The organism is Bradyrhizobium sp. 930_D9_N1_4, from assembly GCF_052076015.1.
Lineage (GTDB): Bacteria > Pseudomonadota > Alphaproteobacteria > Rhizobiales > Xanthobacteraceae > Bradyrhizobium.
The window spans coordinates 263055-281454 of the sequence record NZ_CP197236.1 but is presented as its reverse complement, the minus strand read 5'-3'; the positions used below and the strand labels follow the sequence as shown (position 1 = coordinate 281454).

General features: G+C 65.3%; 16 protein-coding genes and 1 riboswitch. Of the genes, 10 read left to right on the top strand and 6 right to left on the bottom strand.

Translation table 11 applies throughout. The features are described from left to right. Positions 1 to 128 precede the first annotated feature (128 nt). Positions 129 to 644, top strand: a complete 516-nt coding sequence (locus AB7532_RS01325) for a L,D-transpeptidase (RefSeq protein WP_441233040.1) — start codon at positions 129 to 131, stop codon at positions 642 to 644. Between the two features lie 55 nt (positions 645 to 699). Here AB7532_RS01325 and AB7532_RS01320 read toward each other — a convergent pair whose 3' ends face one another. Together AB7532_RS01320 and AB7532_RS01315 are read right to left on the bottom strand one after the other, a co-directional pair. Then, the gene (locus tag AB7532_RS01320) at positions 700 to 1290 is read right to left on the bottom strand and encodes a thermonuclease family protein (RefSeq protein WP_441233039.1); all 591 of its coding nucleotides are present in this window, start codon (positions 1288 to 1290) and stop codon (positions 700 to 702) included. 42 nt (positions 1291 to 1332) lie between these two features. Further along, positions 1333 to 1533 carry a DUF1674 domain-containing protein gene (locus AB7532_RS01315; protein ID WP_441233038.1) on the bottom strand — a complete coding sequence of 67 codons (201 nt, stop codon included), beginning with the start codon at positions 1531 to 1533 and terminating at the stop codon, positions 1333 to 1335. Positions 1534 to 1718: 185 nt separating this feature from the next. Here AB7532_RS01315 and AB7532_RS01310 point away from each other — a divergent pair, with 185 nt between their 5' ends. From AB7532_RS01310 to purH, 3 genes are all read left to right on the top strand, one after another. Further along, a complete protein-coding gene (locus AB7532_RS01310) occupies positions 1719 to 3065 on the top strand; it encodes an RsmB/NOP family class I SAM-dependent RNA methyltransferase (RefSeq protein WP_441233037.1) in 1347 nt (448 codons plus the stop codon). 155 nt (positions 3066 to 3220) lie between these two features. Further along, the gene (locus AB7532_RS01305; protein ID WP_441233036.1) at positions 3221 to 4939 is read left to right on the top strand and encodes a heparinase II/III family protein; all 1719 of its coding nucleotides are present in this window, start codon (positions 3221 to 3223) and stop codon (positions 4937 to 4939) included. Between the two features lie 58 nt (positions 4940 to 4997). Further along, positions 4998 to 5079: riboswitch (ZMP/ZTP riboswitch) on the top strand. 25 nt (positions 5080 to 5104) lie between these two features. Then, positions 5105 to 6697, top strand: coding sequence for a bifunctional phosphoribosylaminoimidazolecarboxamide formyltransferase/IMP cyclohydrolase (purH, locus tag AB7532_RS01300; RefSeq protein ID WP_441233035.1), 1593 nt, complete (start codon positions 5105 to 5107; stop codon positions 6695 to 6697). A 167-nt stretch (positions 6698 to 6864) separates the two neighbouring features. Here the strand turns inward: purH and AB7532_RS01295 are convergent, their stop codons facing one another. Continuing rightward, on the bottom strand, positions 6865 to 8253 hold the full coding sequence (locus AB7532_RS01295; RefSeq protein ID WP_441233034.1) for an MFS transporter: 1389 nt from the start codon (positions 8251 to 8253) through the stop codon (positions 6865 to 6867). Between the two features lie 102 nt (positions 8254 to 8355). Here AB7532_RS01295 and ggt point away from each other — a divergent pair, with 102 nt between their 5' ends. Together ggt and AB7532_RS01285 are read left to right on the top strand one after the other, a co-directional pair. After that, the gene (ggt, locus tag AB7532_RS01290) at positions 8356 to 10107 is read left to right on the top strand and encodes a gamma-glutamyltransferase (protein WP_441233033.1); all 1752 of its coding nucleotides are present in this window, start codon (positions 8356 to 8358) and stop codon (positions 10105 to 10107) included. A 96-nt stretch (positions 10108 to 10203) separates the two neighbouring features. After that, on the top strand, positions 10204 to 11499 hold the full coding sequence (locus AB7532_RS01285; RefSeq protein WP_441233032.1) for an MFS transporter: 1296 nt from the start codon (positions 10204 to 10206) through the stop codon (positions 11497 to 11499). Positions 11500 to 11514: 15 nt separating this feature from the next. Here AB7532_RS01285 and AB7532_RS01280 read toward each other — a convergent pair whose 3' ends face one another. Then, the gene (locus AB7532_RS01280) at positions 11515 to 12180 is read right to left on the bottom strand and encodes a glutathione S-transferase family protein (protein ID WP_441233031.1); all 666 of its coding nucleotides are present in this window, start codon (positions 12178 to 12180) and stop codon (positions 11515 to 11517) included. A 149-nt stretch (positions 12181 to 12329) separates the two neighbouring features. On the opposite strand from AB7532_RS01280, the gene AB7532_RS01275 reads away from it, so the two are divergent. The 4 genes from AB7532_RS01275 (at position 12330) to panE (ending at position 16109) form a co-directional block, all read left to right on the top strand. Continuing rightward, positions 12330 to 12926, top strand: a complete 597-nt coding sequence (locus tag AB7532_RS01275) for a DUF2239 family protein (RefSeq protein WP_441233030.1) — start codon at positions 12330 to 12332, stop codon at positions 12924 to 12926. A gap of 91 nt (positions 12927 to 13017) precedes the next feature. Next, positions 13018 to 14367, top strand: coding sequence for an MATE family efflux transporter (locus AB7532_RS01270; protein WP_441233029.1), 1350 nt, complete (start codon positions 13018 to 13020; stop codon positions 14365 to 14367). Positions 14368 to 14467: 100 nt separating this feature from the next. Continuing rightward, positions 14468 to 15076 (top strand): 2-hydroxychromene-2-carboxylate isomerase, encoded by a 609-nt coding sequence (locus AB7532_RS01265; protein WP_441233028.1) that lies wholly within the window; start codon positions 14468 to 14470, stop codon positions 15074 to 15076. Positions 15077 to 15188: 112 nt separating this feature from the next. Then, complete coding sequence (gene panE / locus AB7532_RS01260; protein ID WP_441233027.1) at positions 15189 to 16109, top strand: 2-dehydropantoate 2-reductase; 921 nt, start codon at positions 15189 to 15191, stop codon at positions 16107 to 16109. 186 nt (positions 16110 to 16295) lie between these two features. Here panE and AB7532_RS01255 read toward each other — a convergent pair whose 3' ends face one another. Continuing rightward, a complete protein-coding gene (locus tag AB7532_RS01255; protein WP_441239166.1) occupies positions 16296 to 16889 on the bottom strand; it encodes a c-type cytochrome in 594 nt (197 codons plus the stop codon). Positions 16890 to 17085: 196 nt separating this feature from the next. After that, positions 17086 to 18354, bottom strand: coding sequence for a PQQ-dependent sugar dehydrogenase (locus AB7532_RS01250; protein WP_441233026.1), 1269 nt, complete (start codon positions 18352 to 18354; stop codon positions 17086 to 17088). Between the last annotated feature and the right edge of the window lie 46 nt (positions 18355 to 18400).

Here is an 18400-nt window from a genome sequence, read left to right as displayed (position 1 = left end):
TGGCTCGCCCTTGGCGGCCGCGCGTGGAAACCATCCGGTTAACGGGCGCGGTTAAGATGATCGGGACGAGCGGGCAATTGCCGGTTTTGCGTGAATTTGGACGACCCGTTCGGAGCAGGGGAAATTCGATGTCGATGAGGATTGCTGTGGCGCTCGCTGCCACCATCGGGGCTGGGGTCTTGATGTCGACGGCCGCCGAGGCGCGGCCGGAAATGGTGGGGACGCACCTGGCTGACTATTCGCCGGGCACCATCGTGGTCAAAACCAACGAGCGGCGGCTCTATCTCATCATCGGTAACGGCCAGGCTGTGCGTTACCCGGTCGGCGTCGGCAAGTCCGGCAAGCAATGGGCGGGCACCACCCGCATCGACGGCAAGTATCGCAACCCGGCATGGTCGCCGCCCGCCGAAGTGAAGCGCGACAAGCCGAGCATTCCGGACGTCATTCCCGGCGGCTCGCCGCGCAACCCGATGGGCGTTGCGGCGATGACGCTGGCCGGCGGCGAATACGCCATCCACGGCACCAACGTGCCCGGCTCGATCGGCGGCTTCGTTTCCTACGGCTGCATCCGCATGCTCAACGACGACATCACCGATCTCTACGGCCGCGTCTCGGTCGGCACGACGGTGGTCGTGACGCGCTGATCGCGGAGATCAAATCAAGACGACAAAGCCGCGTCCAACGACGCGGCTTTTTTTGTCACCAGAAACGCCAGTCGCGCCCGCACCAGCCGTCGCGATGGCCGCCATTGTAGCTGCGCACATAGCCGCCCGCGAGCAACGCCGCCGAAACGTTGGCGGTGCGTTTGGTCGCCACGTCGGCGAGGACGCGACCGTATTTGTCCTGGCCAAGATTATAGATGGTCACACCGCCCTGGCCGAGCAGGTTGCGCAACGCGTCGCCGGCGGCTTCGGCCTTGTCCAGTTCGGCCTGGCAGGATGCTTTCATCTCGGGCGCATCGATGCCGCGGAGACGGACACGCGCGACGAGATCGCGGCCGCCCTGCTGATGCACGCGCGCGAGGAAAGTATCGCCATCGACGGTCCTGATCACATCGACCGCCTGACGCATGTCGGAATTGCCGGACTGCTGGAGGATGATCTTCGCATCACGTGCCTGCCCGTCATCCGCATACGGAATCGGCCAGATCGCTCCGTGCCGAAAGCCGAGCACGATCGCCGTCACGACGCCGACCACGAACATCCACGGCAGCAGGCCGGAGAAGCGGCGGCCGAATGGCGAGCCGCCGAATGAGGGCCGGTAGGAATGGCTGGGATCGAAGCGCGGCATCCGCGCACGCTAGGGCTGAGTCGGCCGGGCCGGCAAGATCCCTCAAAAGTCCGAGGCGATGCCTTTGCGCTCCCAATCGCCGTAGCGGGTGGGTTCGGGGCCCTTCGGTCCCTGCAATTCCTTCGGCGCCGCTTCGGCATGCGCCGCAGCAGCGGCCTGCCGGCGCGCTTCAGCTTCGGCCAGCGCACGCTGGGCGGCCGGGGAAAGCTGCTTGCGATCGGGAACGGAAGGCTGGTCACTCATCGAGCGGTTCCTAGCGCAGGATCACAGGGCGAGCGAGGTCCAATATCGCATTGCTGAAATGGTGATAGTGGGCTGTAAAGGCGAGAGGCCATTCTTACATTTGGCATATTCGCGTGCCAGAGATCGGTTTCTCAAGGCATGCGCCCCGTCGGCGGAACTGCCGCTCGCTCAGAACCTTAAGCCGCATGCCATCTCAACGTTTTGCCCCTCCATCCGAAGTGCCCGGTCTCGCGGCGCGGCGGATTGCCGCCGACATCGTCGACGGCGTGCTGCACAAGCACCGCACGCTCGACGAGCAGCTCGACGGCAGCGGCGCCCATCCCGGACTGAAGACGCTGGCCGATCGCGACCGTGCGCTGATGCGCCGCCTGGTCGCCACCGTGCTGCGCCGGCTCGGCACCCTCGGCCATGTGCTGTCCCGCCTACTCGACAAGGGTATTCCCTCCGAGGCGCCGCGCGCACAGAGCGCGCTCCTGATCGGCGCCGCGCAAATCCTCTGGATGGACGTGCCCGACCACGCTGCGGTCGACCTTTCGGTTCGCCTCGTGCAATCCGACCGGCGCGCCGCGCGCTATGCCGGTCTCGTCAACGCCGTGCTGCGCCGCTGCGCGCGTGAAGGCCAGGCCCTGGTCGAGGAAGTTGCCGCGCAATCGCTGGACCTGCCGCCCTGGCTGCTCGCGCGCTGGAGCGCGCATTACGGCGAGGCGACCGCAAGGGACATGGCGCTGGCGCTCGGCCACGAGCCCTCGCTTGATCTCACCGTGAAGTCGGATGCCGCGCAATGGGCGAGCCGCCTGCATGGCGAGACGCTGCCGACCGGAACGGTGCGCATGCTGCTGCACGGCTCGGTGACGGTGCTGCCGGGCTTTGCCGAAGGTCAATGGTGGGTGCAGGACGCCGCCGCCGCGCTGCCGGCGCGCTTGTTCGGCGACATCAAGGGCAAGTCCATCGCCGATCTCTGCGCCGCCCCCGGCGGCAAGACCGCACAGCTGGCGCAGGCTGGCGCCAATGTGACGGCGATCGACCGCTCACCGGCCCGGGTGGCGCGCCTGCGCGAGAATCTGACGCGGCTGTCGCTCCAGGCCGAGACTGTCGTCGCCGACGCCGTGGAATGGGCCGGACCGGCCGAAAGTTTTGACGGTATCCTGATCGACGCGCCCTGCACCTCGACCGGAACGATCCGCCGCCATCCCGACGTCGCGTGGCTCCGGCAGGAATCCGACATCGCCGCCCTGACCACGCTCCAGCAACGGCTGCTGACGAAATCCGTCTCGCTGCTCAAGCCCGGCGGCATGCTGGTCTACTGCACCTGTTCGCTGGAACCCGAAGAGGGCGAGCAGGCGATCACCGCGCTGCTGGCCGCGGAGCCCGGTCTGCGACGGGTGCCGGTCGAGGCTTCGGAAGTGTCGGGGCTTGGCGAGATCATCACCGCCGAGGGTGACCTGCGCACCCTGCCGAGCCATTTGCCGAACGCCGATCCCAAGCTTGGCGGGCTCGACGGGTTCTACGCGGCCCGGCTCGTTAAATCCTGATTTTGCACCGGTTTTTGCAACGGCGCTGATTCGCGCCCCTTCAAGATGGTGTCGGCGGACGGATTTTGGGATTAAGAAGGATTCGTCGTTAATCCTCTCCCCCTTCAAGGCAAGGCGTGTCGGTCGCTCAACGCAGACGTATATCGACGCTGGTGATGAGCCGCTTCGCGCGGAACATGCTTGCGCGTGCGAGCGGCGGTTCCGTGGCGGTGTCGCGCGTCTGGCCGGGCCGCACCGACCGGCTGATCATCGCGCCACATGATCTGCGCACCGCGGATGCGACCCGTGCCGCCGAGATCTATGCCGGCCGCTTCGTCTTCGCCGGCAAGATCGTCAATTGCCACGGCCGCTCGATCTTCGATCTCGAGCCGCCGTCGGAGGATTGGGAGGTCGCGCTGCTCGGCTTCGGCTGGCTGCGCCATCTGCGCGCCGCCGACACCGCGCTGACACGGGCCAATGCACGCGCGCTGGTCGAGGACTGGATCGCCAACCCCGCCAACAAGCGACGTGCCGTCGCACGCCGCGCCGACGTCCTGGCGCGGCGCGTGATCTCGCTATTGTCGCAGGCGCCGCTGGTGCTCAACGACACCGACAACAAATTCTACCGCCGTTATCTGCGCGCGCTGGCCCGCGAGATCCGCTTGCTGCGCTACACCATGGTCAACATTCCGGACGGGGTGCCGAAGCTCCAGGTCCTGATCGCACTGTGCTACGCGGCGCTGTGCCTCGCCAACCAGGCAAGCCACATCCGCAGCGCCTCGAAAAAACTCTCGGACGAATTGCAGCGACAGATCCTGCCCGACGGCGGACACATCTCGCGCAATCCGGGCGCGCTGATCGAGCTCCTGATCGACCTGTTGCCGCTGCGGCAGACCTTTGCCGCGCGCAACATCGCGCCGCCGCCGGCACTGCTCAACGCGATCGACCGCATGATGCCGATGCTGCGCTTCTTCCGGCACGGCGACGGCAATTTCGCGCTGTTCAACGGCATGAGCGCGACGCCCTCCGACCTGCTCGCCACGCTGCTCGCCTACGACGACACCCACGGCACGCCGATGTCGAACATGCCGCATACCGGCTTCCAGCGTCTCGATGCCGGCCAGACCACCGTGATCATCGACACCGGCCCGCCGCCGCCGGCCGGCGTCAGCCACGACGCTCATGCCGGCTGCCTGTCGTTCGAACTGTCGTCCGGCATCAGCCGCATCGTCACCAATTGCGGCATGCCGACCACCGGCCGCGACAATTGGCGACCGTTCGCACGCGGCACCGCTGCGCATTCGACATTGACCTATCACGAGACGTCATCATGCCAGTTCGTCGAGATGTCGGCGATGAAGCGGCTGCTGCACGGCTCGCCCGTCACCAGCGGACCGGTCGAGGTCGAGAGCTATCGCGAGGTCGTGCAGAACGGCACGCTGCTCACGACCTCGCATGACGGCTATCTCGCCAAATTCGGCGCGATCCACCGCCGCGTGTTGATGATTGCCAATGACGGCGCGCGCATCGACGGCGAGGACACGCTGTCGCCGCCGCAAGGCGGGCGCTTCAAAGGCGCGGATGCGGATTTCGCGCTGCGCTTCCATCTGCATCCGGCGGTGAAGGCGAGCCGGCTGTCGGATGCGCGCGGCGTCATGCTGGTGCTGCCGAACCGCGACGTCTGGACCTTCGAAGCATTGGACGACAAGGTCGACCTCGAGGACAGCGTGTTCCTGGCCGGCAATGACGGGCCTCGCCGCACCGCGCAGATCGTGATCCGGCAGGACGCGCGGCAGGCGCCCTCGATCCGCTGGAGCTTCGTCCGCTCGACCGCGTCGCCGGCCGTAACCAATGCCCGCCGCAACGCGCGGCGCGAGCCGGAACTTCCGCTGTAAACGCACGTCTGCCAGTCCTGTCCGGCGTTGTGAAAACGGCTGAAAACTGCTATCGAGCCCTCGTTCGCGCGACTGGCGACCTTGGATGGAGCACCATCGGGAAGCGCGACACATATCCGCCGCGCGCCTGGGCATAGACACTCCTTAAGACAGAGGATCTTGCTCATGACTGACCATCCCCGCCGCGTCACCCGCGCTCTTCTCTCCGTTTCCGACAAAACCGGCCTGATCGAGTTCGCCAAGGCGCTTGCCGCGCATGACGTCGAGCTGGTCTCGACCGGCGGCACCGCGAAGGCGATTGCTGCAGCCGGGCTCAAGGTCAAGGACGTCTCCGACCTCACCGGCTTCCCCGAGATGATGGACGGCCGCGTCAAGACGCTGCATCCGAAGGTGCATGGCGGCCTGCTCGCGATCCGCGACAACAAGGAGCATGCCGAGGCGATGAAGGCGCACGGCATCGCGCCGATCGACCTCCTCGTCGTCAATCTCTATCCGTTCGAGGCAACCGTCGACAAAGGCGCGGGCTTCGAGGATTGCATCGAGAACATCGACATCGGCGGTCCCGCGATGATCCGCGCCGCCGCGAAGAACCATGACGACGTCGCTGTCGTGGTCGAGGCAGAGGATTACAAGGCCGTGCTCGACGAGCTCGCGGCCAACAACGGTGCGACCACGCTGAAGCTGCGCCGGCGGCTGGCCGCAAAGGCCTATGCGCGCACCGGCGCGTATGACGCCGCGATCTCGAACTGGTTCAGCCGCCAGCTCGAGATCGACGCGCCCGACTTCCGCGCCTTCGGCGGCAGACTGATCCAGTCGCTGCGCTACGGCGAGAACCCGCACCAGACCGCGGCGTTCTATGCGACGCCCGACAAGCGCCCGGGCGTTTCAACCGCGCGGCAGCTCCAGGGCAAGGAGCTCTCCTACAACAACATCAACGACACCGATGCGGCCTATGAATGCATCGGCGAGTTCGACGCCAGGCGCACGGCCGCCTGCGTCATCGTCAAGCATGCCAATCCCTGCGGCGTCGCTGAAGGCTCCGACCTCGTCAGCGCCTATCGCAAGGCGCTGGCCTGCGATTCGACCTCGGCCTTCGGCGGCATCATCGCGATGAACCGCGCGCTTGACGCCGACACCGCGCGCGAGATCACGAAGATCTTCACCGAGGTGATCATCGCACCCGACGCCAGTGAAGAAGCGATCGCCATCATCGGCGGGAAGAAGAATTTGCGCCTGCTGCTCGCCGGCAGCCTGCCCGATCCGCGCACACCGGGCCTCACCGCCAAGACGGTGGCCGGCGGCTTGCTCGTGCAGAGCCGCGACAACGCCGTGGTCGACGACATGACCTTCAAGGTCGTGACCAAGCGTGCGCCCAGCGATGCCGAGATGCGCGATCTGAAATTCGCGTTCCGCGTCGCCAAGCACGTCAAGTCCAACACCATCATCTACGCCAGGGATCTCGCCACTGTCGGCATCGGTGCGGGCCAGATGAGTCGCGTGGATTCAGCCCGGATCGCGGCGCGCAAGGCGCAGGATGCGGCCAACGAGCTGAAACTCGCCGAGCCGCTCACCAAGGGCTCGGTCGTGGCGTCGGACGCGTTCTTCCCGTTCGCCGACGGCATGCTCGCCTGCATCGAAGCCGGCGCCACCGCCGTGGTGCAGCCGGGCGGCTCGATGCGCGACGACGAGGTGATCAAGGCCGCCGACGAGCACGGCATCGCCATGGTGTTCACGGGCACGCGGCACTTCAGGCACTGAGGCTATCGCGCACCGAACTCTCAACGGGTCGTCCCCGCGAACGCGGGGACCCATAACCCCAGGGAGCAGTTTGGCGCGAACTGACAACCCCGAGTCTTCGCCAAACCACTGCCTGTGGTTATGGGTCCCGGATCTGCGCTTCGCTTGTCCGGGACGACGGCGGAGTTTTATTCCTCCTTCACCCGCATCAGCAGCCCCAGCCCCGCGACGAAGAACACCACCAGCACGGCCATACCGGCCTTCTGGCTCGCCGTGGCCGCGGTGATCACGCCGATCAGCAGCGGCCCGATGAAGGACGTCACTTTTCCGGTCAGGGCAAAGAGACCGAAATACTGTGCGATGCGGTCCTTTGGCGCGAGGCGGATCAGCAGGGTGCGTGATGCCGCCTGCAATGGCCCGCCGGCCGCGCCGATCAGACAGCCCAGCACGAGATAGGCGCGCTCCGCGGCGCTCGAGAACATCGGCGCGCCCGGCAAGGGCGGCGCGACCTTGACGAACAGCACGCTGTCCTTGTCGACCAGAAGGATCGCCGCCACCGCGAGCAACAGCAGCAGCAAGCTGCCGGTGATCACGCGCCTCGGCCCGAGGCGATCGTCGAGCTTGCCGCCAAGCCATGCGCCGAACGTGCCCGCGATCGCCAGCATGATGCCGAAAGTGCCGATCTGGATCGTGTGCCAGCCGAACGTCCCGGCGGCATAGATGCCGCCGAACGCAAACAGCGACACCAGGCCGTCGGTGTAGATCATGTTGGCGAGCAGGAACGCCGCCAGCGACTTCTGCTGCGGCAAGCGCCTGATCGATTGCTTCAGTTCGAACAGGCCTTCATGCAGCGCCGCGCGCAGCGGGCGCTTCGCCGGATAATCCGGCGTGAACAAGAACAGCGGCGTCACGAAGATGATGAACCACAGGCCGGTCAACGGTCCGACGATGCGATCCCCCTCGTGGCTGATCGGATCGAGACCGAACAGCGGCTTGAAGCCGAGCAGCGTGCGGCCGGTCTCGGGATTGGCGGCGAGGAAGCCGAGCACGATGATCAGGCTGACGATGCCGCCGATATAGCCGGTGGCCCAGCCGGTGCCCGAGAGCCGGCCGATCCGCTCCGGCGGCACCAACGTGGGCATCATCGCATTGTTGAACACGGTAGCGAATTCCGCGCCGACGCTGGCGAGCGCGACCGCCATGAGCAGCGGTGGGATGATGGAGGGATCGCCGGGCTTGCCGATCCACAGCGTGCAGGCTGCCAGCACCAGCAACGCACCGAATCCCGCGATCCACGGCTTCCGGCGGCCCGACGCATCGGCGATGGCCCCGAGCACCGGCGACATCAGCGCGATCGCGAGGCCCGCAGCCGCCATCGCAAAGCCCCACAGCGATTGGCCGGTGGCAGCATTTGGCGCAATGCTGGTTGCGAAATAGGGCGCAAAGACGAATGTCGTGATCAGCGTGAAATAAGGCTGCGCGGCCCAATCGAAGAAGATCCAGCTGACGACGGCGGAGCGCGGCGGATAGGTCCGCTGCGCACCGGCCAGGCGCGCATCCGGGGCGATCGTCGTCATTCCGCAGTCCTCTTCACGAACAGTTTTGCCTCACTTGAGGCAAACCGTATAGCATTGAAGCGACGCGTGTGAATTGGCCCTGGCGGCAACTGCGGAAGTTTGATGATGGCGTCATATTCGACACGGCGGACATTCTTCGCCTTCATCGCCACCTTGGCGTTTGATCTTGCGCCCGCGACCGCACAGGATGCGCGCCGGGCCTATGTCCCGCCTGCACGCGACACGGTGCGCGCCGTCTCCGCCGAGCACGGCATGGTGGTGGCGCAGGAGAAAATCTCCGCGCAGGTCGGCGCCGACATCCTGCGTCGCGGCGGCAATGCAGTCGACGCCGCGGTCGCGACCGGCTTTGCGATGGCCGTGACCTATCCGCGCGCCGGCAATATCGGCGGCGGCGGCTTCATGGTGATCCACTCGGCCGAGCGCAACGAGGACATCACGATCGACTATCGCGAGACCGCACCGGCCGCGACCACGCCGCAAATTTTTCTTGGGCCCGACGGCAAGCCCGATGGCGCGAAGTCGCGCGATTCCGCGCTCGGCATCGGCGTGCCCGGCACAGTGGCGGGTCTTTCCCTGGCGTTGGAGAAATACGGCTCGGGCAAGTTCGCGCTGGCGCAACTGATCGAGCCTGCGATCACGCTCGCGCGCGACGGGTTTGTCCTCACCGACGACATGGCCGACACGCTGCCGGGCTGGCACCGGCGCCTCGCGCGCTGGCCCTCGTCGGCCAGAATCTTCTCGCGCCCCGACGGCGCGCCGCTCGGCGAGGGCGACCGGCTGGTGCAGAGCGATCTCGCCGAGACACTGTCGGCGATCGCGACGCAAGGCCCGCGCGGTTTCTATGAAGGACCGGTTGCGGAAAAGCTCGCCAAGGCCATTGCCGATGCCGGCGGCATCATGACGCCGGACGACCTGAAATCCTATTCTGCGGTGATCCGCGCGCCGGTGCGCGGCTCCTATCGCGGCTATGACATCGTCTCGATGCCATTGCCCTCGTCCGGCGGCGTGGTGTTGGTCGAGACGCTCAACATTCTCGAAGGCTTTCAGCTCGCCGATCTGAAGCAGGGCTCGCCGGCATCGCTGCATCTCCTGATCGAAGCCATGAAGCGCGCCTATGCGGATCGTGCGCGCTATCTCGGCGATCCCGCTTTCGTCAACGCGCCGATCGAGACCCTCACCGCGAAGGACTACGCCGCCAAGCTTCGCAAGGGTATTTCAGTCGATCGCGCGACGCCGTCCAGGGATATCGTCTCCGCTCCTGCCGCACCGCGCGAGGGCACCAACACGACGCACTACTCGGTAGTCGACGGCAGCGGCAATGCCGTCAGCAATACCTATACGCTGAACTTCAGCTATGGCGTCGGCCTCGTCGCCGAGGGCACCGGTGTGCTGCTCAACAACGAGCTCGACGATTTCACCGCGGCGGTCGGCGCCTCCAACGCTTACGGTCTCGTGGGTTACGAGCCGAACCTGCCCGGGCCCGGCAAGCGGCCGCTTTCGTCGATGTCGCCGACCATCGTGCTGAAGGACGGCAAGCCGGTGCTGGTGACGGGCTCACCCGGCGGCAGCCGCATCATCTCGACCGTGCTTCAGGTCATCGTCAACGTGCTCGACTACAAGATGGATGTGGCGGCTGCCGTCGCAACGCCGCGACTGCATCATCAATGGCTGCCGGATGAGGTTCGCATCGAGCGCGGCTTCCCCGACGACGTCGTGTTCGAGCTGAAGGCGATGGATCATCTCATCGTCGAGCCGATGGGGCAGACCTCGGCCAATTCGATTCTGGTGACGCCGAACGGTCCGCTTGGCGCACCCGATCCACGCACGCGCGGCGCCGAAGCCGCGGGGCAGTAACCTCGCCGCTGCATGGCACCAGCGCGTGCGCCAGCTTGCTCCGCCTGCCCTGCGTGCTACCACCGCCCCGTTTTTAGAAATTGCCGGGAAACGCACATGACCACGACCGATCCGACCGGGCGCATCGAGCGCGCCGAGATCGAAGACACCAGCCTTCTCGCGTTCTACCGCGACATGAACGCACCGGAGCGCCGGACGTTCTGGGCCTGCGCCGCGGGCTGGGCGCTCGACGGCATGGACTTCATGATCTACCCGCTGGTGATCGGCACCATCATCGCGTTATGGAAGGTCGATGCGGCTTCCGCAGGTCTCGCCGGCACCGTGACGCTGCTGGCCTCCGCCATCGGCGGCTGGCTCGGCGGTTATCTCTCCGACCATATCGGCCGGGTCCGGACGCTCCAGATCACCATCATTTGGTTCTCGTTCTTCTCGCTGGTCTGCGCCGTCGTGCAAAATTTCGAGCAACTCCTGATCGCGCGCGCCGTGCTCGGCCTCGGCTTCGGTGGCGAGTGGGCCGCGGGCGCGGTGCTGATGGGCGAGGCGATCCGGCCGCAATATCGCGGACGCGCGGTCGGCTCGGTGCAGTCGGGCTGGGCGGTCGGCTGGGGTCTCGCGGTGCTGTCGCAGGCCATCCTGTTCTCGGCTTTGCCGCCGGAGACGGCGTGGCGCTGGATGTTCGTGATCGGCGCGCTGCCGGCGCTGCTGGTGTTCTACATCCGCCGCTCCGTCACCGAGCCCGAGATCGCGGTTGAGGCGCGCGCCAGGCAGGCTGCAAGCGGCGACCGTCCGAAGCTCTGGGAGATTTTCTCCGGCCCGATCCTGAAGACCACGATTCTGGCGTCGCTGATGGCGACCGGCTGCCAGGGCGGCTACTACGCCGTCACCTTCTGGGTGCCGCAGTTCCTGACCAAGGAGCGGCATCTGTCGATCGTCGGCTCGACCGGCTATCTATCGACGCTGATCATCGGCTCCTTCATCGGCTATCTCACCGGCGCCTGGCTTGCCGACCGGATCGGCCGGCGCAATCTGTTCCTGATCTTCTCGATCGGCGCCATGGCGGTGGTGCTGCTCTACACGCAGCTGCCGCTCACCAACGAGATCCTCTGGGTGCTCGGATTCCCGCTCGGCTTCTTCGCCTCGGGCTATTTCTCGGGGATCGGTGCGTTCCTGACAGAACTCTATCCGACGCGGCTGCGCGGCTCCGGCCAGGGTTTTTGCTACAATTTCGGCCGCGGCATCGGCGCGCTGTTTCCGTTCCTCGTCGGCGCACTGTCGGCAACGACGTCGCTTGCCAATGCGATCGCGATGTTCGCGGTCGCGGCCTACGCGCTGTTCTTCATCGCGGCCTTCGCGCTACCGGAGACGAAGGGCCGCGTGCTGCACGCGGACTAGACTAGTGAAAGCGAACTACCGTCCGATCTGGTACGGCCCGCCCTTCTCGAGGGCGCGGCTGTACGCCGGCCGCGCATGGATGCGCTCCAGGAACGCCATCGCCTTGGGATGGCCCTGCTCGAGCCCGCCGCGCGCTTGCGCCGCTTCCAGCGGGAAGCTCATCTGGATGTCGGCGGCAGTGAATTCGTTGCCGGCGAACCATTCGCTCTTCGCAAGCTCGCCTTCCCAATAATCCATGTGCTGCTTGAGCTGCGGATTGACCAGCGTGGTGAGCGCCTGGTTCGAGACCTTGCGCACCAGCGGACGCAGCAGCGCCGGCGCACGCTTCGGCATCAGCGTGAACAGCAGCTTCAGCAGCAGCGGCGACATCGCCGAGCCTTCCGCATAGTGCAGCCAGTAGGTGAAGCGCAGCCGCTCCGCCGTGTTCGGCGGGGGGATCAGCCGGCCGTTGCCGTAGGTGGCGATGAGATATTCGATGATCGCGCCTGATTCAGCGACGGTGTTGCCGTTGTCGGTGATCACGGGCGACTTGCCGAGCGGATGGATGGCGCGCAGCTCCTTCGGCGCACGCATGTCCGGCTGGCGCTGATAGCGCACGATCTCGTAGGGCACGCCCAATTCCTCGAGCAACCACAGCACGCGCTGCGAGCGGGAATTGTTGAGGTGATGAACAGTCAGCATCGTGAGGTCCCCGGGGTCAGGCGTGGTCGATTGGCCGCGTACCTGCCAGCCCGGGACCGCAATGTCGAGCCATCCGGACGGATATTTTAACCCGGGTATATTGACCTTTCTAATTTACCCGGGTATTAAGCCCAGCAACGTCGTCGAATATGGCAATGATTCCAATGCAGAAGATTTTCACCGCCTTCCAGGGCCCGCGCCGCCTGGCCTCCGGGCCGGCCGGCGAGGTCGCGCTGGTCGTCAAGCGGGTGGCGCCGCGACCGGACGAACCCATCATCATCTTCGAGGACGGCACCGGCCGAGCGATCGACTTCGATCTGCGCGGCGGGGATCGCGAGGTCCTCGCGCGGTTGGCGAAGCTTGTCCCGCCCCCGGTTGAGGAGACCGCACCCCCGAGCGAGCCGCGCGGGCGTGGCCGGCCGAAGCTTGGCGTGGTCGCACGCGAGGTCACGTTGCTGCCGCGGCACTGGGAGTGGCTCGGCGCGCAGCCGGGCGGCGCCTCGGTCGCGCTGCGCAAACTCGTCGACGAAGCGCGGCGTGCGAGCGGCGACAAGGACCGCGAGCGGCAGGCCCGCGATGCGGCCTATCACTTCATGTCGACCATGGCCGGCAATCTGCCGCAGTTCGAGGAAGCTTCGCGCGCGCTGTTCGCAGACGACCGGCGGCGTTTCACCGGACTGATCGCCGACTGGCCGGCTGACATCCGCGACCACATCGTCAAGCTCGCCTACAGCGACCGCGCCTAAGGCGCGCTCACTCTTCCAACCTCATCGACGGCCGGACCGCGCGTGCTGCGCGCGGGCTGCGGCCTCGTGCGCCCTGATGAAAGGCCCATCCATGTCCGCCCCCAAGCCACTTTGGACAACATTCCTCCGCTTCCTCGCACCGCTGATGCTGAGCAACGCGCTGCAATCGCTGTTCGGCACCGTCAGCAACGTCTATCTCGGCCAGATGATCGGCGTCGACGCGCTCGCCGCGGTCTCGACATTCTTCCCGGTGTTCTTCTTCCTGTTCGCCTTCGTCATGGGTCTGAGCACCGGCGCCACCGTGCTGATCGGCCAGGCGTTTGGCGCGGGCGAGCAGGGCAGAATCAAGGTCGTTGTCGGCTCGACACTCGGGGTCGGACTGCTGCTCTCGATATCGATTGCACTGGTCGGCGGGGTCTTCAGCCGGCAATTGATGATGATGCTCGCGACGCCTGCGGACATCCTCGACCAGGCCAGCGCCTACGCACGCATCATGTTGCTGACGATGCCTCTGGGCTTCGTCTTCCTGCTGATGACGGCGATGATCCGCGGCGTCGGCGACGTGCTCACGCCTTTGCTCGCGCTGGCGCTGTCGACCGCAATCGGCCTGATCCTGACACCGATGTTGATCCGCGGTTCACTCGGATTGCCCGCGGCCGGAATCGCCAGCCCGGCGTGGGCGGCCGCGATTGCCAACACGGTGACGCTGATCGTGCTGGCCGTCTATCTGTTGCGGACAAAGCATGCACTCGCGCCGGACGCCGCCTTGCTGCGTCATCTCCGGCTCGATCGCGCCGTGCTCGGACAAATCCTCGGCATCGGGCTGCCGAGCGCCATCGGCATGGTGGTGATGGCGATCGCGGAGCTGGTGCTGCTCGGCCTCGTCAACGGCTATGGGTCGGAGGCCACCGCGGCCTACGGCGCTGTCAACCAGGTGATGGGCTATACGCAGTTCACGGCGATGTCGATTTCGATCGCGGTCTCGATCCTCGGCGCGCAGGCGATCGGCGGCGGCGACCGGGCACGGCTCGACGGCATCGTGCGCACCGGCCTTGCGTTCAACCTCGTACTCACAGGCGGGCTGGTGGCGCTGATCTATCTGGCGCCGCGTGCGGTGCTCGGCATCTTCATCACCGACGGCGCCGTGCTCGAGCTGGCGAAGGGACTGCTCACTATCGCTTTGTGGAGCTCGGTACCGTTCGGCCTCGCCACGGTGTTTTCAGGCGCGATGCGCGGCGCAGGCGTGGCGCTGACGCCGATGCTGCTGTCGATCTTCGCCATCGTCGCAATCGAGCTACCGGCGGCGATCATCCTCAGCCGCACCATTGGCCTCGAGGGCGTATGGGCTGCTTACCCGATCGTGTTCTGCGCCATGCTGGTTTTGCAGATGGGCTATTACCTGCTGGTGTGGCGCAAGCGGGCGATCCGGCGCCTGGTCTGATCACCAAGATATTATGACCGTCATTAAACGGTGGACCTGTGGCGCGCCCTGCGCCAGAATAGAAAAAACAGATCGAAATTCCAGGTCAGGGAGAATGATTTTGACCCGCACAGCCCCGCAATTCCTGTTCGATTTCGGCAGCCCGAACGCCTATCTCAGCCACCTCGCGATCCCCGCAATCGAGAGTCGCATCGGCGTCAAGTTCGAATATGTGCCGATCCTGCTCGGCGGCATCTTCAAATCGACCAACAACAGATCGCCGGCCGAGACGCTGGCCGGCATCAAGAACAAGCGTGAATTCCAGGGGATCGAGACCGAGCGCTTCATCAAGCGCTTCAAGGTCCAGCCTTACGTCTTCAATCCCAACTTCCCCGTCAACACGCTGAACCTGATGCGCACCGCGATCGCGGCGCAGCTCGAGGGCGTGTTAGAGGCATATGTCGAGGCCGCCTTCCACCACATGTGGCGCGAGCCGAAGAAGATGGACGATCCTGAAATCGCGGCGAAGGCGCTGGCATCCTCCGGCCTCGATGCCCAAAAACTGTTCGCCCGCGCGCAAGAGCCTGAAGTAAAGGGCAAGCTGATCAAGAACACCGAGGACGCCGTCGCCCGCGGCGCGTTCGGCTCGCCGACCTTCTTCGTCGGCAACGAGATGTTCTTCGGCAAGGAGCAGCTGCGCGAGGTCGAGGAGATGGTGTTGGGACAATAATCCCTGCATCTCCAGCGACGGAATGTGATCGCGGTGCCACTCCGGATTGCTTCGCTTCGCTCGCAATGACGTCTATAGATGGACCGCCAAGAGCAACAACAAGGACAATCCCATGCGTATTCTCGTGGTCGGTGCCGGCGCCATCGGCGGTTATTTTGGTGGCAGGCTGTTGCAGGCCGGTCGCGACGTCACCTTCCTGGTCCGGCCGCGCCGCGCCAGCGAGCTCGCCAGCGACGGCCTCGTCATCAAGAGCCCGAACGGCGATGTGACGTTGAAAAATCCGCCGACCGTGCAGGCCGACGCGCTCAAGGACAAGTTCGACGTCGTGCTCTTGAGCTGCAAGGCGTTCGACCTCGACGATGCCGTCACCTCGTTCGCGGCGGCGGTCGGGCCGAATACGGCGATCATCCCCATGCTCAACGGCATGAAGCATCTCGACACGCTCGACCAGAAGTTCGGCAAGGAGCGCGTGCTCGGCGGTCTCTGCGCCATTGCCGCGACCTTGAACGAGAAGCGCGAAGTGGTGCAGCTGCAGCCGATGCAGTCGATTAATTACGGCGAGCGCGACGGAAAGCTGTCGGACCGCGTCAAGGCGATCGACGAGGCCTTCAAGAGCGGCATCAACGGCGCCACCGCCAGCCAGAACATCATGCAGGACATGTGGGAGAAGTGGGTGTTCCTCTCCTCGCTCGCCGCAAGCACCAGCCTGATGCGCACCTCGGTCGGCAACATCCTCGCCGCGCCCGGCGGCCGGGACTTCCTGCTCGGCATGCTCGACGAGACCAGCGCAATTGCGACCGCCTCCGGCTACACGCCGGGCGGTCCGTTCTTCGAGCGCGTGAAGGGCAACATCACCACCGAGGGCTCGCCGATGACGGCCTCGATGTTCCGCGACATCAAGGGAGGCTTCCCGGTCGAAGCCGATCACGTGATCGGCGACCTCATCGCGCGCGCCGATGCCGCCAAGGTGCCGGTGCCGAAGCTGCGCATCGCATATACGCATCTGAAGGCGTATGAGAAGCAGCGCGGCTGACCACACACTCAGTCGTCGTCCCGGGGCGCGCGCAGCGCGAACCCGGGACCCATAACCACAGGGAGTGGTTGTGGAGCGAGCTGGTAACTCCGAGTCTTCGCCAAACTTGATCCTGTGGTTATGGGTCCCGGGTTCGCGCTACGCGCGCCCCGGGACGACGGCGGAGTTTGCAGCGACAGCCTCGCACTACTTGAAATACGCCAGATAATGCGAGACCGCTGTGATCTCCTCGTCGCTCATGTGATAGGCGACATCGGCCATGGCCGCGCCGCCACCGCCGACGCGCTGGCTGGTCTTGTAGTCGCGCAGCGCCTTGACCAGATATTCCTCGCGCTGACCGGCGAGCCGCGCGACGGCCTTGGTGCCGGCATAGCTATCGGTGTGACATGAGGCGCAGCGGCGGCCGACGGCGACTTGCGCACCCTTTTTCGACAGGTCCGGATCCTTGTCGTCTTCTGCCTTCGGCGGCGTCATCGCCGCGAAATAGGCACCAAGACTGCGGACGTCCTCGTTGGTGATTTCCTCGGCGATCGGCTGCATCTGGTCGTTCTTGCGCGAACCCGCGCGGAAGAACACCAGCTGCCATTGCAGGAATTGATCGGGCTGGCCGGCCAGCGAGGGGATGTTCTCGGTCTGTGAAATACCGTTCTCGCCATGACAGCCGGAGCAGACGGCGGCCTTCTCCTTGATCGCGGCGTTGTCGGCGGCCTGGGCTGGAACGAACGCGAACGCTGCAAGCGAAAGCGCGCCGATGACGTACGAAGAAAACTGCCGGCGCATGATGTAATTCCGATCTATCGACGTCGTCATTCCGGGGCGCGCCGCTTGGCGCGAGCCCGGAATCCATAACCACGAATCGGGGTTATGGGTTCCGGACTTGCGCGCAAGTGCGCGCAATCCGGAACGACAGTGTGGGGCATTGAAATGCGAGAGGCTGCGGCACCTTCCGGCCACCGCAGCCTCTTCTCGTGTCGCGCTACTTCTTGCTGTAGCTGATGCGGTAGATCGCGCCGGCCCAATCGTCGGCGACGAGGATCGAACCATCCTTGGCCAGGATGATGTCGTTGGGACGACCGAGATAGCCCTGGTCGCCCTCGATCCAGCCGGAGGCGAAGACCTCCTGCTTGGCGTTCTTGCCGTCAGGCCCGGCGATCACGCGCATGATGCGGCCGCCCTGGTACTTGTGACGATTCCAGGAGCCATGCTCGGCGATCAGGATGTTGTTCTTGTACTCGGCGGGGAATTGATCGCCGGTATAGAACTTCATGCCGAGCGGAGCGACGTGCGCGCCGAGGTTCAGCACGGGCGGCGTGAACTCGGAGCACTTGTGGCCCATCGCGAACTTGTCATCGGGCAGATTGCCCTGGTGGCAATAGGGATAGCCGAAATGCTCGCCGATCTTGTTGATCATGTTCAGCTTGTCTGAGGGCAGATCGTCGCTGATCCAGTCGCGGGCGTTTTCGGTGAACCAGAGCTTTCCCGTGCGCGGATCGACGTCGCCGCCGACAGAGTTGCGAACGCCGAGCGCATAGATTTCCGCGTTGCCGGTCTTGGGATCGACGCGGCGGATCTGCGAGACGCTGGTGGGGGGAACGCCGATGTTGAACGGCGGTCCGAACGGCAGATAGAACCAGCCTTCCTTGTCGACCGCGATGTACTTCCAGCCATGCGCGGCATAGGAGGGCATGTCGTCATAGACGACCTTGCCGTCGCCGAGCTTGTCGAGATTGGCTTCGGCGTTGTCGTAGCGGATCAGCTTGTCGACGGCGATGACGTAGAGCGCGCCGTCCTTGAAGGCGAGACCCGTGGGCATGTTCAGCCCCTTCAGGATGGTCTTGACCTCCTTCTTGCCGTTGTTGTCCTTGATGGCATAGACGTTGCCGAGGCCGAACGAGCCGACGAACAGCGTGCCCTTGTCACCCCAGGCCATCTGCCGCGCCGCGAGAACGCCGGGCGCATAGACCTCGATCTTGAAGCCGGCCGGCAGCTTGATCTTCTTCATCATGGCCGCGAGCTCGGCCTCCGACGCACCGGTCGGTGGGCCCGATGGCGGCGCCAGGCCCTTCTGCGCCTCGGTCTCGTCGCCGAGGAACCAGTCATCCGGCGGATGGGTCCAGAACTCCTTGGTGCCGGATTCGTATTTCTTCAGCGGTTTGGTTTTGTCCTGCGCATTGCCGATGCTGGTCCCCGCAAGAAGGGCCACGGCCGCAAGCGCCAACACGGATCGATGGAACATCGATGTCATCGCGTCACTCCCCTAAGGCAGCCGTCAGGGCTGCACATTATTTTGT

Bases quoted from the DNA above. Each gene is read 5' to 3' on its own strand.
- AB7532_RS01270 (WP_441233029.1), top strand. From the start codon at position 13,018: ATGTCCGCCCCCAAGCCACTTTGGACAACATTCCTCCGCTTCCTCGCA.
- AB7532_RS01280 (WP_441233031.1), bottom strand. From the start codon at position 12,180: ATGCTGACTGTTCATCACCTCAACAATTCCCGCTCGCAGCGCGTGCTG.
- AB7532_RS01285 (WP_441233032.1), top strand. From the start codon at position 10,204: ATGACCACGACCGATCCGACCGGGCGCATCGAGCGCGCCGAGATCGAA.
- AB7532_RS01295 (WP_441233034.1), bottom strand. From the start codon at position 8,253: ATGACGACGATCGCCCCGGATGCGCGCCTGGCCGGTGCGCAGCGGACC.
- AB7532_RS01275 (WP_441233030.1), top strand. From the start codon at position 12,330: ATGGCAATGATTCCAATGCAGAAGATTTTCACCGCCTTCCAGGGCCCG.
- AB7532_RS01310 (WP_441233037.1), top strand. From the start codon at position 1,719: ATGCCATCTCAACGTTTTGCCCCTCCATCCGAAGTGCCCGGTCTCGCG.
- ggt (WP_441233033.1), top strand. From the start codon at position 8,356: ATGATGGCGTCATATTCGACACGGCGGACATTCTTCGCCTTCATCGCC.
- AB7532_RS01250 (WP_441233026.1), bottom strand. From the start codon at position 18,354: ATGACATCGATGTTCCATCGATCCGTGTTGGCGCTTGCGGCCGTGGCC.
- AB7532_RS01255 (WP_441239166.1), bottom strand. From the start codon at position 16,889: ATGCGCCGGCAGTTTTCTTCGTACGTCATCGGCGCGCTTTCGCTTGCA.
- panE (WP_441233027.1), top strand. From the start codon at position 15,189: ATGCGTATTCTCGTGGTCGGTGCCGGCGCCATCGGCGGTTATTTTGGT.
- purH (WP_441233035.1), top strand. From the start codon at position 5,105: ATGACTGACCATCCCCGCCGCGTCACCCGCGCTCTTCTCTCCGTTTCC.
- AB7532_RS01305 (WP_441233036.1), top strand. From the start codon at position 3,221: ATGAGCCGCTTCGCGCGGAACATGCTTGCGCGTGCGAGCGGCGGTTCC.
- AB7532_RS01320 (WP_441233039.1), bottom strand. From the start codon at position 1,290: ATGCCGCGCTTCGATCCCAGCCATTCCTACCGGCCCTCATTCGGCGGC.
- AB7532_RS01315 (WP_441233038.1), bottom strand. From the start codon at position 1,533: ATGAGTGACCAGCCTTCCGTTCCCGATCGCAAGCAGCTTTCCCCGGCC.
- AB7532_RS01325 (WP_441233040.1), top strand. From the start codon at position 129: ATGTCGATGAGGATTGCTGTGGCGCTCGCTGCCACCATCGGGGCTGGG.